The organism is Cohnella sp. GCM10027633 (assembly GCF_042675445.1).
In the GTDB taxonomy this organism is placed as follows: Bacteria; Bacillota; Bacilli; order Paenibacillales; family Paenibacillaceae; genus Cohnella.
On the sequence record NZ_JBHTGV010000005.1, the window covers coordinates 231,072 to 250,344 of the forward strand.

At 55.0% G+C, this 19,273-nt stretch carries 18 protein-coding genes; 14 read left to right on the forward strand and 4 right to left on the reverse strand.

What is annotated here, in order from left to right; translation table 11 throughout:
• Positions 1–36: 36 nt before the first annotated feature.
• Entirely contained in the window at positions 37–1,935 is a 1,899-nt protein-coding gene (locus tag ACFQZG_RS14585) for a PAS domain S-box protein (RefSeq protein ID WP_378153692.1), read from the reverse strand.
• A gap of 167 nt (positions 1,936–2,102) precedes the next feature.
• Between ACFQZG_RS14585 and ACFQZG_RS14590 the strand changes: the two genes are divergently transcribed.
• The 3 genes from ACFQZG_RS14590 to ACFQZG_RS14600 all read left to right on the forward strand — a co-directional run bounded on the left by ACFQZG_RS14590 (position 2,103) and on the right by ACFQZG_RS14600 (position 5,225).
• On the forward strand, positions 2,103–2,504 hold the full coding sequence (locus ACFQZG_RS14590; protein WP_378153694.1) for an RrF2 family transcriptional regulator: 402 nt from the start codon (positions 2,103–2,105) through the stop codon (positions 2,502–2,504).
• Between the two features lie 78 nt (positions 2,505–2,582).
• Positions 2,583–3,491 (forward strand): NAD(P)/FAD-dependent oxidoreductase, encoded by a 909-nt coding sequence (locus ACFQZG_RS14595; RefSeq protein ID WP_378153696.1) that lies wholly within the window; start codon positions 2,583–2,585, stop codon positions 3,489–3,491.
• A 102-nt stretch (positions 3,492–3,593) separates the two neighbouring features.
• Positions 3,594–5,225, forward strand: coding sequence for an LTA synthase family protein (locus ACFQZG_RS14600; protein WP_378153698.1), 1,632 nt, complete (start codon positions 3,594–3,596; stop codon positions 5,223–5,225).
• A 58-nt stretch (positions 5,226–5,283) separates the two neighbouring features.
• On the opposite strand, the gene ACFQZG_RS14605 is transcribed toward ACFQZG_RS14600, so the two are convergent.
• On the reverse strand, positions 5,284–5,658 hold the full coding sequence (locus tag ACFQZG_RS14605; protein ID WP_378153700.1) for a hypothetical protein: 375 nt from the start codon (positions 5,656–5,658) through the stop codon (positions 5,284–5,286).
• Positions 5,659–5,808: 150 nt separating this feature from the next.
• On the reverse strand, positions 5,809–6,390 hold the full coding sequence (locus tag ACFQZG_RS14610; RefSeq protein ID WP_378153701.1) for a GNAT family N-acetyltransferase: 582 nt from the start codon (positions 6,388–6,390) through the stop codon (positions 5,809–5,811).
• 165 nt (positions 6,391–6,555) lie between these two features.
• On the opposite strand from ACFQZG_RS14610, the gene ACFQZG_RS14615 reads away from it, so the two are divergent.
• Together ACFQZG_RS14615 and ACFQZG_RS14620 are read left to right on the forward strand one after the other, a co-directional pair.
• Entirely contained in the window at positions 6,556–7,029 is a 474-nt protein-coding gene (locus ACFQZG_RS14615) for a MerR family transcriptional regulator (protein ID WP_378153703.1), read from the forward strand.
• Between the two features lie 33 nt (positions 7,030–7,062).
• Positions 7,063–7,935 (forward strand): SRPBCC family protein, encoded by an 873-nt coding sequence (locus ACFQZG_RS14620; protein WP_378153705.1) that lies wholly within the window; start codon positions 7,063–7,065, stop codon positions 7,933–7,935.
• A 68-nt stretch (positions 7,936–8,003) separates the two neighbouring features.
• Here ACFQZG_RS14620 and ACFQZG_RS14625 read toward each other — a convergent pair whose 3' ends face one another.
• Positions 8,004–9,137, reverse strand: a complete 1,134-nt coding sequence (locus ACFQZG_RS14625) for a THUMP domain-containing class I SAM-dependent RNA methyltransferase (protein WP_378153707.1) — start codon at positions 9,135–9,137, stop codon at positions 8,004–8,006.
• Positions 9,138–9,340: 203 nt separating this feature from the next.
• Between ACFQZG_RS14625 and ACFQZG_RS14630 the strand changes: the two genes are divergently transcribed.
• From ACFQZG_RS14630 to ACFQZG_RS14670, 9 genes are all read left to right on the forward strand, one after another.
• Entirely contained in the window at positions 9,341–10,906 is a 1,566-nt protein-coding gene (locus ACFQZG_RS14630; protein ID WP_378153709.1) for an ABC-F family ATP-binding cassette domain-containing protein, read from the forward strand.
• A gap of 199 nt (positions 10,907–11,105) precedes the next feature.
• Positions 11,106–12,584, forward strand: a complete 1,479-nt coding sequence (locus ACFQZG_RS14635) for a DHA2 family efflux MFS transporter permease subunit (protein WP_378153711.1) — start codon at positions 11,106–11,108, stop codon at positions 12,582–12,584.
• Positions 12,585–12,795: 211 nt separating this feature from the next.
• Positions 12,796–15,060, forward strand: a complete 2,265-nt coding sequence (locus ACFQZG_RS14640) for a hypothetical protein (protein ID WP_378153713.1) — start codon at positions 12,796–12,798, stop codon at positions 15,058–15,060.
• Positions 15,061–15,221: 161 nt separating this feature from the next.
• Positions 15,222–16,235 (forward strand): DUF3137 domain-containing protein, encoded by a 1,014-nt coding sequence (locus tag ACFQZG_RS14645; protein WP_378153715.1) that lies wholly within the window; start codon positions 15,222–15,224, stop codon positions 16,233–16,235.
• Positions 16,236–16,418: 183 nt separating this feature from the next.
• Positions 16,419–16,580, forward strand: a complete 162-nt coding sequence (locus ACFQZG_RS14650) for a hypothetical protein (protein WP_378153717.1) — start codon at positions 16,419–16,421, stop codon at positions 16,578–16,580.
• Between the two features lie 100 nt (positions 16,581–16,680).
• The gene (locus tag ACFQZG_RS14655) at positions 16,681–16,986 is read left to right on the forward strand and encodes a hypothetical protein (RefSeq protein ID WP_378153719.1); all 306 of its coding nucleotides are present in this window, start codon (positions 16,681–16,683) and stop codon (positions 16,984–16,986) included.
• 76 nt (positions 16,987–17,062) lie between these two features.
• On the forward strand, positions 17,063–17,818 hold the full coding sequence (locus ACFQZG_RS14660) for an MBL fold metallo-hydrolase (protein ID WP_378153721.1): 756 nt from the start codon (positions 17,063–17,065) through the stop codon (positions 17,816–17,818).
• Between the two features lie 12 nt (positions 17,819–17,830).
• Positions 17,831–18,304, forward strand: a complete 474-nt coding sequence (locus ACFQZG_RS14665) for an acetyltransferase (RefSeq protein ID WP_378153723.1) — start codon at positions 17,831–17,833, stop codon at positions 18,302–18,304.
• A complete protein-coding gene (locus ACFQZG_RS14670; protein WP_378153725.1) occupies positions 18,301–19,257 on the forward strand; it encodes a sigma-70 family RNA polymerase sigma factor in 957 nt (318 codons plus the stop codon). Before ACFQZG_RS14665 ends, ACFQZG_RS14670 begins: the two co-directional genes overlap by 4 nt.
• Positions 19,258–19,273: the final 16 nt, after the last annotated feature.

A 19,273-nucleotide genomic window follows, 5' to 3' on the forward strand; every position in this document is an offset into this window, starting at 1 on the left:
AGTTCCCTACGACTTGCGGTCTAGACGAAGTTCCGGCTACCTGCTAACGGTCTTCTCCAGCACGGCAGCAACGACCTCCATATCGATCGGCTTGCTGATATATTCGTCCAGGCCGGCCGCCAAGTACTTCTCGCGGTCGCCTTTGACCGCGTGCGCCGTTACCGCCACGATATACGGGACTTCGCCCGGCGCGAGGCTTTCCTTGATCACCCGAGTCGCCTGGATTCCGTCCATGAGCGGCATCTGGATGTCCATGAAGATAATGTCGTACGGATGCCGCTTCACCGCCTCGATCGCGTCCGCCCCGTTGGCGACGACGGTGGAGTTGTACCCGAGTTTCTCGACCATCTTCTTAAGCACCGTCTGGTTGACCTCGTTGTCTTCGGCGATCAGGATTCTTAACGGGCTGCTCGCCGTCGGGAGCTCCGGATCGGCGGATTGGACGGTTGCCGGGTATTCGGTCATGCGGAAATTCCCGGTGAACACGAAAGTCGATCCCGGTTGGTCTCCGTTGGGCTCGTGCCAGATCTCGCCGTCCATCAGATGGACGAGCTTCTTGCAGATCGCCAAGCCGAGCCCCGTTCCCTCATACTTGCGCGTCATGAAGTAGTCGACTTGATAGAACGGCTCGAAGAGATGGACGGATTTATCCGCCGGAATGCCGAGGCCGGTATCTCGGATCGCGAATCGCAGCGCGATCTTCTCTTCGTCCGAAGACAAGCGCGTCACGTTGATCGAGATCGCCCCGTTGGGCGTGAACTTGATCGCGTTGCTCAGCAGGTTCATGAGCACCTGCCGGACCTTGGTCACGTCGCCGAGGAGCAGGCTCGGCACGTCCGGAGCGATCGACGTCGTCAGCTCCAGGTTCTTCTCCAGCGTTCTCGGCAAGATGACGTTCAGCGTATCGGACAACGTAGCCCTAACGCTGAACGGCTCCTCCTCGAGCTCCGACTTGCCGGACTCGATCTTGGAGAAATCGAGAATGTCGTTGATGATCTTAAGCAGCGTCGAGCCGCTCTTCTTGATGATCTGCACGTAGTCGCGCTGCTCGGAATCCAGGTTCGTCTCCGTCAGCAGCTCGGTCATTCCGATGACGCCGTTCATCGGCGTGCGGATTTCGTGGCTCATCATAGCAAGAAAATCGCTCTTGGCCCTATTCGTCTTCTCCGCGGCTTCCTTCTCGATGATCAATCTCTTCTGCTCGGTCATGTCTTTGGCGATCAAATAGAAACCGACAGTCTCATCGTGAATAATGATGGGAGCGATCGTCGCCAGCACCTCGACTCCGTGGCCGTCGGCGTGTCGAATCTCGGCGATGGCATTCTCCGCGGCCGTATAATCCCCTTGCGCCGTCAGGATGGTCCGTAAGTTCGACTTGCCGATCAACCGCGTGATATCCGTGCCGATTAATTCGGGAATCTTGTGGCCGGTAAGGCGCTCCGCCATGAGATTGCCGTTAATGATCTTTCCTTCCAAGGAGAAGGACACGATGGCATCGTGATTATATTTCTTCAGCGACGTATACCTCTCGATGCTCTCCTGCAGCTTCAGCTCCGTCGCTTTGCTGTTCGTGATATTCATCGCCTGTACGATGTAATAGAGCGGGGTCGCGTCTTGTTCGTCCCGAACGAGGGATACGAAGATGGACACCCAGATCGAGCTTCCGTCCTTGCGGGACAGCCGTTTCTCGAGCCCCGTCGTCTGCGCCGCGCCGGAGTGAATGTTCCGAATCAGGTCGGAGACGTCTTCCGAGGAGATGAAGTCCGTGGCCGATCGCTTCATGATTTCTTCTTCCGTATAACCGAACATCGCGCAAACGGCCGGATTCACGCCGAGGATGCGTCCGTCCGTCGCCACCAGCGTAATTCCGATCGGAGCGTGCTTGAATACGTGCTCGAATACCGTTTGCTGACCTGCGACGTCCAAATGCTGCATGCCGCGTACCTCCGTAAGGGTTTCAAAAATAGTCATTCAGAGTATATACCCAAATCCGATCGCGTTGAAACACGCGGCAAGAACGGGTTTTCGAAAGCCCATCCTTGACTATCGAGTCGATTGGAGCTATTATAGACACATTAAGTCTTTAATTGCGGAGGATCTTCATGAAATATTCCAAGGCGACGAACTATGCCCTCCATACGATGCTATACATGATCGCGACGGCACCGGATCGTCCAGTGGGCGTTCAGCAACTTGCCGACAAGCAGAACTTATCGCCGACCTATCTCTCCAAGATATTAACGAAGCTTGTCAAGGCGGGTCTCATCGAGTCCGCTTCGGGAGCGAACGGCGGCTACCAGTTGAGGAGAAAGGCCGACAATATCTCTTTCCTGGACATTATTCATGCGATTGAAGGGACGGCATCGCTATTTGACTGTTGCGGAAGCGAGGACTCCAAATGCCTGATTCATCAAGAGATGCTGAAGGCGGAAGGCTTAATGGAGTCGCAGTTGAAGAACACGAGGATGATTGACATTGCTAGACGAGCGGGATTGTCCGTATGACAAGGGCAATCTTTTTTACCGGACCAATCATGGATATTACAAGTCTATGATATATCTTATTCAAACGGAGGGAAACGCATGAAAGTCGATGTTGCCATTGTCGGGGGAGGCCCGGCTGGATTGAATGCGGCGCTGGTGCTGGGGAGGGCAAGAAAGCGCGTGGCTCTGATCGATAACGGTCAACCGCGGAACGGCGTGACGCATGCATCGCATGGATTCATTACCCGGGACGGAGTGACGCCGGCGGAGTTTCGACGAGTGGCCTACGAGGAGGTTCTGAAATATCCTTCCGTGGAGCATTGGCCCGTTACGGTGGCGGCGATCGAACGGACGGACGACGGCTTTACCCTCCGGACTTCGGCAGGGCATGCGATCGAAGCGAATAAGATTATTCTATCGGCCGGGCTCAAAGAGGTTTTGCCCGAAATCGCGGGACTGCGGGAGCTGTACGGCAAGAGCATCTTCAACTGTCCGTTCTGCGACGGATGGGAGCTTCGGGATCAGCCGCTTGTCGTCCTCTCGGACCATCCGAACGTGCTTCATAAAGTGAAGCTTCTCTATAACTGGAGCAAGGATCTTATCGTATGTACGAATGGCAGCGGCGTAATAACCGATAAGCAGCTTGAGCAGCTCCGCGCCAAGAACATACGAGTCATCGACCAGCCGGTCGCGGCATTATCCGGACAGAACGGCATGCTGGAGCAAGTGCATTTTGCGGATGGGACGTCGATTCGGCGAAGCGGCGGTTTTATCGATCCGTATCAGATTCCCAATGGCAGGTTCGAAGAACCGCTAGGCTACGAGATCTCTCCGAATGGCGGAATCGTGACGGACGAGTTCGGCAGAACGACCGCTAAGGGAGTATACGCAGCCGGTGATTCCGCCTACGTGATGCCGTCCCAGCTCATCTATGCGGCGGCGTCAGGCAGCAAAGCGGCCGTGGCGGTTATGGCCGATTCGATGAACGAGGAATGGCCGGAAGGGTAACGGGCAGTCGCGATATGAAGTCGCGATTGTGCGCGGCCAACCCCATGTTATAATGAGACGTTGTCAGCTTACAAATTCAAACATATTGGGGCGATATTGGCCGTGAAAAGTAGGATCGTCGTCGCGATGGTACTTGCGATGCTGCTAGCGGGAAGCGGATGCGCGAAAGAGACCGAAGAGACCAACGAATCGGCTACGCCGGATGTAAATCAATCGAATCCGAACGTCATATTCATTCAATTGGAAGCGTTCCAATCTTTTATCTTGAATAAAAAAATCGCGGGCCAAGAGATTACTCCGAACTTGAACAAGTTAATCGAAGAATCGGCGTACTTCCCGAACTTCTACTTGCAGAACGGAGGCGGCATTACGTCCGATGCGGAGTTCATGTCGAACGCATCGCTGCATCCGGCGGCGGGCGGCTTATCGATCGCGAAGGATTTCGCCGACAAGGAATATCCTAGCTTGCCTGGACTGTTGGAGAAGAACGGCTATTCCACGGCTACGTTCCACACGAATAACGTAACGTTCTGGAATCGCAAGGAATTGTATTCCGCGCTCGGTTTCGATCGCTTCTACGACAAAGAGTATTTCGGCACGGACAATTCGATCGCTTTCGGCGCGGACGACGATATTTTGTACGGGAAGAGCATGGACGTTTTAAAGAAACAGAACAAACCTTTTTACGCGCAAATCGTGAGCATGTCGAGCCATTCTCCTTTTCGCGTACCTGCTTCCTATCGCTTGTTACGGCTGCCCGAGCTCTACCAGGGGAATGTCGCCGGCGATTATCTGACGGCCGCGCACTACGCGGACGCGGCGCTTGGACGCTTCTTTGAACAATTGGAGAAGGAAGGGTTATGGGAAGAAACCGTGATCGCGATCTACGGCGACCACTCCGGCATTACGGCCGACATGGTGAAGGAGAAGCAGGAGATCGCGTTGCAGGATCTGTTGGGAAGGCCGTACGACCAGATCGACGCGCTGGGAGTGCCCTTCATTCTCCATGGACCTCGCGTGAATTCAGGCGTGTACGAAGCTGTCGGCGGCCATATAGACATTATGCCGACCGTTCTCGGAGTGCTCGGCGTACAGTCGGACTATCGGATGTTCGGTTACGATCTGTTCCGTAACGTAGAGCATCCCGTCGCGGTTCGGTCCACGTTCGGTCCGGCGGGATCGTTCGTCTACGGGGACGAGTATTACGATTCGAAAGCCGGATCGGTAACGAACGTGAAGACGAGAGTGACCGGCGACGCGCCGGATCGCATCCTGCGAATCGCGGAGGAGCAATCGAGCCGATTCCAACAATCGGACGAGTTCATCGCTGCACTGCCCAAGAAGAAGGATTCTTTCGGCGTACGGATCCAAGTTACCGAAGAGACTAAGGCGTATAGCGGCAAAGACGATTCGAACGCGCCGGTGGACGTATTCCCCGCGAGCACCAGTCTGGATACGTTCGAGAATGACGGCGATTGGTACCGGATCGTCGGGACGGACGGCAAGGCCGAGTGGGTGAAGACCGCCAACCCGATTACGGAAACGTATAAGAAAATCGCTAATCCGGTTAAAACGAGAGCTTACGTCGAACCCGACATTACGTCCAAAAGCCCGATCGAGATCGGAGCGCAGAACTTGTTCGCATTGAAAGAATGGAAGGGAACGGGTTGGTATCAAGTGTCGAATTGGACGGGCAAAGATCTGTGGATTCGGATTGAAGAAACGACGCAGTAAGGGGAAAAGACCGGCCCCGAACGAAGATGGGGCCGGTCTGCGAGAATGACTTACGCCATTACAGGAACGTAACCGTAATGACATCGCTGCCGATGAGAGTGCCGGAGCTGTTGTATACCGAAGCGAGAATGTTGTAAGAGCCGCCTGCCAGCACGTTCTTCGTAGCGGTCGATAGCGTATGGCGAATGTCGGATCCGCTGGACGGCACGTTGAGCTTGCCCGAATAGTAAGATCTTGGTCCGCTGTTCGTCTCCTGAATGCGGACCTCGTACTGATAAGCCCCAATCGGCTTCGTAACGCCGATGTAATTCGGTACCGCGCCGGTGCTGTTCGGATATGGATTGAACACGTACACCCCATTGGCCGCGCTCGCTTGGGAAGCGATTCCGAGCAGCAAGCCGATGACCATGACAAGCGACAACATCTTCTTCACGATTCATTCCTCCTCGTAAGGTTCGTCATCCCCGTTCCGGCCGGTACGGGGATGTACCTTGCAGAGAGCTCTCGCGAAGAATGTATCACGATTGAACGGAAGTAACGATATTTAGAACTCGGAATTGTGTGTCTATTTCTATCGGAATCTTCAGGAGAGATAGCCTTCCAGCCGTTTTTTCGCGTCGGGCCATTCGCTTGCGACGATGCTGAAATAGACGGTGTCGCGAATATAGCCGTCGGGCAGAATGCGATGGTTGCGAAGCGTACCTTCGTATACGCCGCCGATTCTCTGGATCGCCGCTTGGGAGCGGGTATTGCGTTTATCGGTTTTCAGCTGAACCCGCACGGTGCCGAGCGTCTCGAAAGCGTGACGCAGAAGCAAGTACTTACACTCCGTGTTCACTCGGGTACGCCATACGTCCGGATGATACCATGTCCAGCCGATTTCGAGGGCGCGATGGGTAGCCATGATGTCCATGAAGCGGGTGCTTCCGACGATCTTGCCGGTCTCTTGGTCGATAATGGTGAAAGGGAGCTCCGTTCCGCGCGCTTGTTCGCTTAACGCGGACAGGACGAACTTGCGCATATCGTCCGGATGCTCGATAAGCTTGCCTTGAAGCTCCCATATGCGGGCGTCGGAGCCTGCATGATATAAGCCTTCGATATGCGCCTCCTCCATCGGAGTCAGAACGACTCGCGATCCTTCCAGAACAATCGGTTTAACATCCATAGCCAGTCAGCTCCTAACGATATTCATTGACTTTACTATACAGTCAACTCGACGAGATACGCGAGTGCACGCGATAAATTAATAATTTCGCTTGCACCTTACGTAACGTCATGTTTTATTGTTGATATACCGGTAGCAAGCTAGCGCAAGGGAAGGGAGCGAATTATGCAGCAGCATTGGAAGGTGGGGGATCTGGCCAAACTCACCGGACTGACCATACGCACCCTTCGGTTCTACGATCAGATCGGCTTATTCACGCCTTCCGGACACTCCGACTCGGGTCATCGGCTGTATAACGAGGCCGACATCAGGCGTCTGCAACAGATCATGGCGCTTAAGGACCTGGGATTATCGCTGGACGAGATTCAGACGACCTTGCAAGGACAGGCGTATACTCCTTACGACATCGTAGCCATACAGATCGAACGCGTCCTTCGAACGCTCGAATCGCAACGGAAGCTCCTGTTCGAGCTCGAACGGGTGGCCGAGAAGATGAATGATCGGCAACCGCCTTCCGTCGACGCGTTCGTCTCGCTTCTGGAGACGATGAAGGCAAGCCAAGAGAAGTACATCATAGAGCGGCGAATGGATTGGGAACACCGATTGGACTTGCTTGACGATTATCTGAAGGAAACGTAGGAGACATCATATCACTTAAGGGAGGGACTTCTTATGAAGCCAAGATTTACGACTCACTCCACGTTCAAGATCGAGCGCACTTACCGTGCCTCTCTGGAACGGGTGTACGCGGCATGGTCGAACCCAAGCGCCAAGGCTCGGTGGTTCTCGCCGGCGGAGCAGTTCGAGTTCCGCGTCGGAGGACGAGAATTCAGCCGCGGCGGTCCTCCGGGCGGCGCCGTATACACGTTCGACGCCTTGTATCAGGAGATCGTACCGAATGAACGCATCGTCTACACGTATAGCATGGATCAAGACGAAGAACGCATTTCCGTGTCCGTCACGACGGTTGAATTCGCTCGGACCGAAGAGGGCGTTAAGCTGACGTTCACGGAGCAAGGCGCGTTCTTCGATGGTCGCGACAAGCCCGAACACCGCGAGCATGGCACGAATTACTTGTTGGATCTGCTCGGGAAGTCGCTTGGAGAGAGCAATGACGAGACTCGCGAGCTGGTGTCCAGGAGGAAGTTCGACTTTCCTCGCGAGACGGTCTACCGGGCCTGGGCGGAACGGGATCTGCTTGCCGGGTGGTGGGGGCCGAACGGGTTTACGAATACGATCCATACGTTCGATTTCCATCCCGGCGGCGTCTGGGAACTTACGATGCATGGTCCCGACGGCGCTAATTATCCGAACCGCAACGTATTCCGCGAAGTCGGGCCCGAGCGAATCGTGCTCAGGCACGAGTCCAATCCGTATTTTACGTTGACGGCCGACTTCGAAGAAGCCGACGGCGGAACGGAGCTCGTGTTCCGTCAAGCTTTCGACTCCGGCGACGATTACGCCAAGCTGAAGGCAATGTGCGAAGAAGCGAACGAACAGAATCTAGACAGACTCGGCGCTGTCTTAAAGAAAATGACCGAATAGGCGACTACGGATAGGATAAAAAAAGACCGGCACTCCCAAGGGAGCGCCGGTCTTGCGTTAGGATCGGATTATCTCGGAGGCAAGGGTCCGAAATATTGATAATACGTACACTCGATCTGGCCGTTGAACAGCTTGCGCCGCTTGTCCGCCTTACGGCCGAATTTCGTTTCGAACTCCTTGTCCGGAGTAATGACGAAGTGGGACCAGTTCGGCAATTGCTTCGCGACCTGCCCTAGCTGCTTCGTCAGCCGCTCGACTTCGGAGGTCGTTCCGATTCGTTCCCCGTACGGCGGATTCGTAATGATGCAGCCGTAATCGCCTTCCGGGCGCGCGTCCGCGACGGACATGACCTTCAGCTTGATCTCCTTGCTCATTCCCGCGCTCTTCAAGTTGGCCAGCGATGCCTGAATCGCATCGCGATCGATATCGGAGCCTACGATGTTGATGGGGATATTATCCGTCATGAGATCGTACGCTTCTTCGCGCGCTTCTTCCCACATGGCCGCCGTTACGTTAGGCCAGCCTTGCGCGTTGTACGCGCGGCGCAAGCCCGGCGCGATGTTCCAACCGATCAATGCGGCTTCGAAGAGAATCGTTCCCGAACCGCAGAACGGATCGTACAGCGGACGTTCCGGACGCCATCTGCTGAGCAGGACCATCGCCGCGGCCAGAGACTCCCGCAGGGGAGCTTCCGTCGTGCCGACGCGATATCCGCGCTTGTGCAATCCCGCCCCCGTCGTGTCGAGCGTTAACGTCGCGACGTCGTTCAGCAGCGTCACCTCCGCCACGTAACGGGATCCCGTCTCCGGGAACCATTCGGTGTCGTAGCGCTGCTTCATTTTCTCCACGATGGCTTTCTTAACGATCCCTTGGCAAGCCGGCACGCTGCTTAGCTGCGACTTGTGCGACCGGCCGTCCACCGGGAATTCTCCGTCTTGGGGAATCCAATCGGGCCAAGCGAGCGCCTTGGTTCCTTCGAATAGCTGTTCGAAGGTGCGCGCTTCGAATTCGCCCATCTTGATGAGGACGCGGCCTGCGGTTCTGAGCCATAAGTTGGTTCTGCATATATCGATCTCCGTGCCGTAGAACGTGACGCGACCGTTCTCGACGAGCTGGTCCTCGTAGCCCAAGCTCTTCAGCTCTCTGGCGAGCACGGCCTCAAGTCCCATCGGGCACGTGGCGATCAATTCGAATTTAGTCATTAGATATCACTCGCTTCTCGTTCCTGATCTGTCAGGACGTCATTAATGGTAGCATTCGCCTAATGGGAAAGCAACGTGTTACTCGTCTACTGTGCAATTGCAAACAGTCAAATTGGATTCTTCTTATCTATGTTACAATGATTCGGATAATCGAGAGAGCCGAAGGTTCAATTCGTGCGCATAATGAATGGAGATATAGAGAAATGAGTTTGTTGACGGTTGAAGGCTTATCGCACTCGTTCGGCGATCGGGTATTGTTCAAGAACGTGTCCTTCCGATTGAACGAGGGGGAGCATGTCGGGCTGGTCGGCGCGAACGGGACGGGAAAGTCCACGCTTATGAATATCCTGACCGGCAAGCTGCTGAAGGACGAAGGCAAGGTGGAGTGGACGCCGAACGTACGTTACGGTTACTTGGACCAGCATACGAAGCTTGAAGCGGGCAAAACGATCCGGGACGTGCTGAAGGATGCGTTCTTGCCTTTACTCGTATTGGAAGAGGAGCTTAACGACGTAGCCGCGCAGATGGGCGATGCCGATCCGGACAAGCTGGACCGGCTATTGGAGCGCATGGGAGAGATTCAAGAGGCGCTGGAGATCGGCGACTTCTACCTAATCGACGTGAAGGTCGACGAGATGGCCTACGGTCTAGGCCTTAATGCGATCGGGCTCGACCGCGACGTTACGGCGCTAAGCGGCGGACAGCGGACGAAGGTTCTGCTCGCCAAGCTGCTGCTGGAGAAGCCGGGCGTCTTATTGTTGGACGAGCCGACGAACTATTTGGACGAAGAGCATATTAACTGGCTGACGAATTATTTAAGGAAATATCCCTATGCATTCGTGCTTATCTCGCATGAAACGAGCTTCATGAACGAGGTCGTTGACGTGATCTATCATCTGGAATTCACGAAGATGACGCGGTACTCGGCCAATTACGAGAAGTTCGTGGAGATGGCCGATCTGAACAAGACGCAGCATATCGACGCCTACGAGAAGCAACAGGAGTACATTAAGAAGCAAGAGGACTTCATCAATAAGAACAAAGCGCGGGCCTCCACTTCCGGACGCGCGAAGAGCCGCGAGAAGCAGCTCGACAAGATCGATCGCATCGACAAGCCGGAGGAAGCGGCGAAGCCGACCTTTAACTTCAAAGAATCCCGTCCGAGCGGCAAGACCGTATTCGAGACGGAGGGAATGCTAATAGGCTACAATAGGCCGCTTCTGCCGAAGATGAACATGGTCGTCGAGCGAGGCGACAAGATCGCCATCGCAGGCTGCAACGGCGTGGGCAAGTCCACGCTCCTGAAGACGATTCTTGGCGTCATACCTCCGCTGGAAGGGACGACGTATCAGGGCGACTATCTGTCTCCCGCTTATTTCGAGCAGGAGGCCAAGGCTCCGACGATGACTCCGCTGGAAGACGTATGGGACGAGTTCTCCTTCATGAACCAGCATGAGGTACGAGCGGCGCTTGCCCGTTGCGGTCTCAAGAACGAGCATATTACGCGCCCGCTTAATCAGCTCAGCGGCGGAGAGCAGGCGAAGGTTCGTCTGTGCAAGCTGATGATGAAGGAGAGCAATTGGATTCTGCTCGATGAGCCGACGAACCACTTGGACATCGTCGCCAAAGCCGAGCTGAAGCGAGCGTTGCAAGCCTACAAGGGTACGGTCGTACTCGTCTCTCACGAGCCCGAATTTTACGAGGATTGGGTAACCAAGACGTGGGATGTAGAAGCGTGGTCAATGAAGGGTTCGGGTGTTCTTAGATGAATCGCCAGCTGTTGAAGCCAACGTTTGCTCTTGCCGATCCATTCCGGAGACCGGCGCGAATGCCGCGGCTCTGTTTTTTGTGATTTAACATTGTAAGGCGCAATTACCTTCGATATAATGGGAAGCCGACCGATGAATAATCAATTCGGGGTTCGTCTATATAGGTAGGAAACGAAATTACGCGAAATGAGGAGAAAAGTTGTCTAACCACTCGAATGCAGTTGCAACAGCCGACGGCGCGCCGTTCTCGATGAAAGCGATTATGGGCCCGCTCATGGCGATCGTCGTCGGTATGATCATGGTCATACTCGACAGTACGATAATGAACATTGCTATGCCGGCTTTGATGGGGGATTTCGGTTCCAACATCAATACGATGCAATGGTCGATCACGGCTTACACGCTGGCGCTTTCCGCGGTTATTCCGTTGGCCGGCTGGCTGACCGATCGATTCGGCGCCAAGCAAATCTTTCTGATTACGATCTTTCTGTTTGCGGCAGGCTCCGTTCTTTGTTCCTTCGCCGCTACGCCCGAACAACTGATTATTTATCGCATCATTCAGGCAATCGGCGGAGGCATGGTGCAGCCGATCGGGATGGCGATTATTTTCAAGCTCGCTCCTCCTAACAAACAAGGCGCGGTCATGGGGATGCTCGGCATACCGATGATGCTCGGACCCGCGCTCGGACCGGTATTGGGCGGGTATTTGCTGGAATACGCGACTTGGCACTGGATCTTCCTCATCAATCTGCCGATCGGCATTATCGCGATCATGGTCGGCCTCAAGTACTTACCGAAAGTGGAACGCAAAACCGTGCCGGCACTCGACTTCTGGGGCATGCTGCTTGCTCCGATCGCATTCGCTACGTTGTCTTACGCGGTGAGCGAGGGCGGCAAGGACTGGGGTTCAACGAATACGCTCGTTAGCCTAAGCGTGGGCATCGTCTCCTTGGTGCTATTCATCTTCGTGGAGCTTCGCCACAAACAACCGTTGTTGGAGCTTCGCGTGTTCAAGTCCTCGGACTTCACGATCGGCATCGTCACGTCTTGGTTATCTTCCATGGCCTTGTTCGGGTCGTTCTTGTTCGTGCCGTTGTATATGCAAGAGGTCTTTCTCTACTCGCCGCTGAAAACCGGGTTCATGATCCTGCCGCAAGTGGCCATGACGGGACTGTTCATGCCGATCGGCGGCAAGCTGTTCGACAAATTCGGCGCGCGCGCCGTTTCCGTCATCGGCATCGGCTTAATCGGGGCGGGCTTGTTCTATATGTCGCAAATTCAAGCGGATTCGGGAGCGGGTTACGTGATCACGGCGACGATGATCATGGGCGTAGGCATGGGGTTGTCCATGATGCCGGTGAATACGCACATCTTGAAAGTCGCGCCGCGCCGGCTCGTCGGCCGGGTAACGCCGCTAATCTCGGCTGCCCAGCAAGTCGTGGTTTCGTTCGCCGTAGCGGGATTGTCGAGTTACCTGTTCTCGCGACTCGGGGATCATATGACCGAGAGCAAGGGCGATGAAGCCGTCTCGCTCGTCGCGGCTTACGGAGATACGTTCTTCATGGCCGGAGGCATCGCCGCGGTCGGCGCGGTATTGGCCCTCCTGCTTCGGAAGCCGAAAGTCGCGGAAGACGATGGCGAGGACGCGGTCAACGCTCCGATAATGATGGGGCATTAAGAGATACTTGTAGGTAAACAACATCACCGTGAGCCGATAGCTCCGGTGATGTTTTTTTATATGTTCGGGCGACCATGTCGCATGGAACATAGTACCAACAGACGTCGCTGTGAGATTATGATACAGTAGTTATGTTTTGGAAAATAAGCGTCGAAGTGGAGCTGTCATCATGAGGGGAACAACAAGAAAAGCAAGTATGGTCTTACTCTCCATGCTGGTATGGGCAATCTCGATGGTTGCGATCGGTTCGGGAGAATCCCGCGCGGCAAGCTTGCCGGAGCGGGTTTATTATGCGGGGATCTGGGGGCCGAAGTATAGCGTGGCTAATCTCGCCTCTAACGTTCGCATTAAGTCGGGCAACGTGAAGCTGCGCAACGTCGTCGTGCAGGGAAATCTTATCATCGATAAGAAAGTCGGCGAAGGCAAAGTCATCCTTAACGGAGTAACCGTCAAAGGGAAAACGATCGTCGAAGGCGGCGGGTTGTACGGCGTATACATACATAACAGCAAATTAGGCGAGATGATCGTGCAGAAGCAGTCCGGCAAGACGAGAATCGTCGCTTCCGGTTCGACCGTGATTGCTAGCACGCAGGTCGCGACGAGCGTCATTCTCGAAGAGAGAGATCTGACCCGCGGCGGTTACGAGAATGTACGCGTAAATTCCACCCTTTCGAGCGGGAATGGGACGACGACGCTTCGCGGGAATATTAAATCCCTAGCGGTTGAATCCCCGGCTACCTTCATTGCCGAGAAGAACAGCGTCGTGGATACCGCGGCCATCTTATCACAAGGCGTGTCTTTACAAGGGAAAATAACCGCGCTGAACATTGCGCCCGGATTGACGGCAACGGTAAACGGCAAGTCTGTCTCGGGCAAGCCTCTCCTCAATGTCACGGGTACAGTGACGCGGGGCGAGGTGCCATATGGAAACGGCGTATTAGAAATCACGAAGATAGACGATATGAATTTCCTGGCTAATGCAGCGGTAGACGAACGAGGACGTTTCGAATTGGCATTGGACGACGGGGAGTATCTGATCTATGGATTCCATCCTAACGATGGAGGCGAAATGACATTTCTTCGGCAACCGGTAACGGTAGCTAACGGTTCGGCCGAATGGTCGATTCGCATTCCCGCGGGGACGATCGAGGGATCGGTTTACGGATTGGATGGCAACTTACTGTCAGGACCGTATGTATTGAAGCTGCGATATGTCGGGATGGGCGAGCCTGCCGAACATTACGCGCGCGTAGACAACGGAAGCTTCTCGCTTCCCGCGCGAGATGGATCGTACGAGGTAGACAGCGTTCGCAGCCTCGTCGTTGATTCGGATATGTTTCTGATTAAAAGCATGGTTCAAGTAACCGGAGGTAATACGCGAATCGATTTACGAGTGCATAACTTTATCGGGACTCTCGTGTACGCAGATGGACAGGTCCGGCAAGAGGGACAAGTAAGTCTGGCATGGGAGGGCGGTCAAGCTCTTGTGTCGACTCAAGGCGGAAACTTCCAGGCTTCTCTTCCTGTAGGTACCGATATTACGGCTGCCCGATTCTACGGTAATAACGGCGAAGTGGCGGATATCGGGCAGAAGTTCGTATTAGGCGAAGGCCAAGAGCAGAAGTCGTTCTTGGTGCAATACAACAGCTTGAATGGCAAGCTGCTGAAGGCGAACGGCGCCGCATATCCGAATGTGCAAGTCGGAGTAGAGAATACGAAGACTCGCGAGCAATGGTTCATTCCGGCGAATAGCCAAGGAGAGTTCTCGCGTATGCTGTGGGCCGGCAAGTACAATGTCTTCGCTATTAAGGGCGCGCATGGGTTCGTTGAACAATTGCTCGATATCCCGTTCGAAATAGCGAATAACAAGCTTGTAGGGATAGACGGACTGCGGATTACCGTTCCTGAACCGAACGTGCATCTGACTATTGTTCGGCACGACGGGACTAGAGAGGATGGCCTTCTGGCTCTGCAACGCAAAGGTTCTGACGGGAATGATTCGTATACGCTAAGAACGGTAGACGGCGAGTTGGCAACGTCTCTGCCAGACGGCGAATATTCTTTCGTTCGATACGATTGCGCGAGCGGGGATTCGGAAGCTTTGAACGTTCCCTTCGAAGTAACTGGCGGAGTCCCAACGATCGGACGCGATTCTTCGCAACCGTATATCGTGCGTTTGACGGGCGCTAATGTCTTCGGCAAGTTGACGGATGAACAGGGCGCGGTTATTAGAAATGGCCATTTACGCATCATTCAGACACATAATGAGGCAGGCGACAAAATCCCCGTATCCTTCATCGTTGAGACCGCGAACGACCTAGGAGAGTTCGAAGCCCGCCTTAAGCCAGGAACGTATCGTCTACTCTCCGTATGGAGAGAGGGAATCGGAGATACGAATGTGGATAGGGTATTCCAAGTGTCGGAGACCGGATGGCACGCTAACGAAATAAACATCGCGCTAGGTAGTCCGGAATGAAGAAGCTTATCGCCGCAGCGCGCCGCTTATTATTCAGACCTCCCTTTTGTCGCTTAACGTAGTTTCATAGGGAATTTTCTCGATTCATGGGATAGTCGTCCTACACGCAAGATGCTAAAATAATCCAATAGAAGCATCTATCGTGAACAGGGGGAAGCGGCGTGTCCGACATAGAGGCTCTCGCTCAACAACTGACGAGCAGTCGGGAGTGGGATGAAGTCGAGAGGAAGCGGTGGAAATACCAGGTACTTCGCGCGGTTCTTTGGTTGCCGGGCTTGTTGGTTGCCGGGATCGGGGCATGGTTCCTTGAGGGGGTGGCCGTTCCTGAAAAGGACTTGTTCGCGAACATTGTCGTAGCGGTGATCGGCTTGCTCTTCGTTGGCCTAGGGGCGTGGCTTCTGACGAGCGCTCACCGATTCGTAAGCAGAAGATACAGCCGCGTCTGCAAGCAGCTGCTCGTGCCGGAGCTCGCGGCGAAGCTGCCTAAACGATCCGAAGCCAAGTTTCGATTCTCTTACGAAGCGACCGGCGAATTGAATGATAGAGAGATCGCAACGATTCCGATGTTCGACCGCTATAAGGGCGGCATCGTCAACGGCGAGGACGCGCTTACGGTAGAACTAGCGGACAGGACGATCAGGTATGAGGAAGTTAGCCTGCGGAGGCACGGAGAAAACTCCTGGTGGTACACTAGCTATAGCTGGATGGATTGGTTCTTGTTCGGCCTTATCGACTTCATGGGCTGGAAGTTCAAAGGGAGTGTTCTTCGGATCGAATGGAACGAGCCGTTATCCGTGGGAACGACGATCTTCCACACCCGCTGGAGCCCGGCCCGACGGTGCATTCGCGCGAAGGGACGACGTCTGACCGTCCGCAGTCCGGAATTCCGGCGCGCCTTCAAGATCAGAAGCACGGAACCGGAGGCGGCGAAGCTTCTCCTGACGGAGCGCTGTACCGATTCGTTCCTTGCGTTGCGCAAGCTGTTCCCCCGCCGGTTCATGTCCGTCTGCATGAATGACAATACGATCTCGATCGCCATCAGAGGCTTCGATCTGTTCGAAGTCAAAGGCTTGCGGAAGCCCGATCCCTTGACCGTCCAGCGCATCTATGCGGAGCTGGACATGATCCTCGACGCGGCGACGGGTCTGGTTCCTCCGGAACGCGCTGCACGCTGACAATTAACGAGTTAGAGGACTGTGATAGCTTGCCTGCCGGCAGGCTGGCACAGTCCTTTTTCGACATTCCGGCAGCTGCGCGATTGAAAAAACTTTCGGCCAATTTACCCCCATTTTACCGCGACGTTCTAGATTAGTATTCATGATAATTCTTATATTCGCGGAGTTGGAGGGTGAACGGGAGTGCAGAGGGTAGTCGTAACGGAGTTCATCGTCGGCAAGACGGTGGCGCAGGATATTTATACGAAGCAGGGCATGTTGCTCTTGAAGGCGGGGCATCGGGTGACCTCGTCGATGGTGGAGAGGCTCGAGAAGAACGCCATTCGGTTCATTTACGTCTCATAATTACAAAATTTGTCGGTCCCCTCCCTTCCGTTCGGGCATGAATCTTCCGATAATAGAGAGGAGTAGTGCGGAAGACATTGCGGAAGGGAGTCATCTAGGCATGCAGGTTCAGTTCTGCCAGCAAGTGAAGATCGTAGATATGGATGAAGAGATTATCGCGGAATCGTTATTCGAGCACGGGGAGTACGAGACGGCCGCCCTGTCCATCGGTTCCACCGTCCTCATTCACGAATTGGGCTTGAGGGAATTCAATGTCGTCTATGACAGAAGAGAAGGCAAGATCGCCCGTTACAAAGTCGTGGACATCGAGATCGATCTCATTACGCAGCCGGCGATTACGCGCGTGTATCTCGAGCCGGTAACGCTCATCGTCGGCCAACACGATATCGGGGAAGTCGCGATATGAAGCTACGCTTGAGCCGCCGAGGGCTTCATTCCCCGGCGGCTCAATAGTTATAAGGTAAGAGGAGGTAATCTTCAAGGTGATTGATCGATTGCTGGACATCACGTTCGCGCACAACGGACAACAACAGACGATTGCGCCCGTCCTTCTCCAAGAGGGGGAAGAACGCATTCTGATCGATTGCGGATATCCCGATTTCATCCCCTATCTGGAAGAAGCGGCAGGCAAATACGATGTCGCGCTGAATTCGATTACGAGACTTCTCGTGACGCATCACGATATGGACCATATCGGTTCGCTTGCCGCGCTGAAGCGGGCGTACCCTCATATACAGATTATCGCATACGAGACGGAAGCGCCGTATATCGAAGGGAAGGCCAAGTCGCTGCGGCTGGAGCAGGCGGAATCGACGCTGCCCGCGTTGCCCGAAGAAGCCAAGCCGCACGCGGAACAATTCATTCGTTACTTGCGATCGATAGAGCCGGCTCCCGTCGATCGAACGGTGGCCGACGGGGAGATCCTCCCTTGGTGCGGCGGCATCGAGGTCGTTCATACGCCCGGGCATATGCCGGGGCATATCTCGTTGTACTTGCCCGCGACCCGCGCGTTGATCGCGGGGGACGCCGTCGTCATTGAAGACGGCAAGCTGAATATCGCCAATCCTCGGTTCACGCTGGACATCGGCGAGGCCGTGCGCTCCGTTAGGCGATTGCTCGGCTATGACATCGAGCGGCTCGTCTGTTATCATGGAGGTCTATTCCAAGGCGATGCGAAGCAAGAGATTCGGCGCCTCGTCGAGAAATACACGTCCGTATCGGAAGAAGCGTTAGGATAGACGGGGGTATTCATGTTGAACGCGATCGTTCCCTATGAGGAGAAGGACCACGACGGTTTGGTCGATATTTGGTACCGCGCGGTACGTCATACGCATGCGTTCCTTTCGGATGACGATATCGCGTATTATCATGGCATCGTGAAGAATGGAGCGCTGAAGGAAGTCGAGATCTGGTTGGAGAGGAATGCCGAGGCCGAGCCGAAGGGATTCATCGGACTCGACGGGAACAAGATCGAGATGCTGTTCGTAGACCCGCGGTATCACGGAACGGGAATCGGCAGCCGGTTAATCGCGCGCGCGCGGGTGCTTAAGGGCAACGAACTGACCGTTGACGTCAACGAGCAGAACGAAGGCGCGTTCGCCTTCTACCGCAGATTAGGTTTCGTGAAGACCGGAAGATCGGAATTGGATGGCTCGGGAAGGCCGTTCCCGCTGCTTCATCTCGCGTTAGACCCTACATCGCTCGCCAACGGGAGGCTAAGATGAACGAGACCGCATTCGACAGTCAGTCCTTCGAGACTTATAAGCCGGGATTAACGTCGTTCTGTTACCGAATGCTCGGATCGATCGACGACGCGGACGATGCCGTCCAGGAAACCTTGATTCGGGCGTGGCAGAGCTGGAGCACGTTCCGGCAGGATTCCTCTATCAAGACTTGGGTCTACCGGATCGCTTCGAACATCTGCTTGGACAAGCTGCGGCAAGCGAAGCGCCGGGTGCTTCCCGTCGATCTGTCAGACCCGGCGGCGTCCATCGTCACTCCGAGCGAGACGTTGCCCGACTCCGCCTGGATCTGGCCTTCTCCGGATTTCGGAGACAGCCCGGAGGATATTCTCGTGCGCAAGGATAACCTGCAGCTGTGCTTCATCGCGCTGTTGCAGACGTTGCCTCCGCGCCAACGCGCCGTTCTCATCCTGAAGGACGTATTCGAATGGTCGGCCAAGCAGATCGGGGAGACGCTGGGCATGTCGCCCGCGGCGGCGAACAGCGCCTTGCAGAGGGCGAGGGAGACGCTTGCCCGGACGCAGCTTCGGTCGGACGAGATCAGCAGGATGGAGGCTCAGCCCGACGCCGAGCTTCTCTCGCGTTATATGGAGGCGTTCGAACGATTCGATATCAACGCGCTCGTCGCGCTATTCCATGAGGAAGGCTGCATGTCCATGCCGCCGTTCCCGATGTGGGTACGCGGCCAAGACGACCTGTCCGCGTTCTTCGCGCTTACACGCTCGCATTGCATCGGCTCTAAGTTCGTGCCGGTAACGGTCAACGGCGGGTATCCAGCCCTGGCACAATACATGCCGAGCGGCGAGGCATCCGTCTTGGTCCCTTGGGGCATTCACGTGATCGAGGCGAAGGGTGATCGCATTCTCCACGTCCAGAATTTCATCTCCGCCAAATTATTCGCGCGATTAGGCCTACCCGAACGATTACAACGATGAATATCGCATTCGAGTT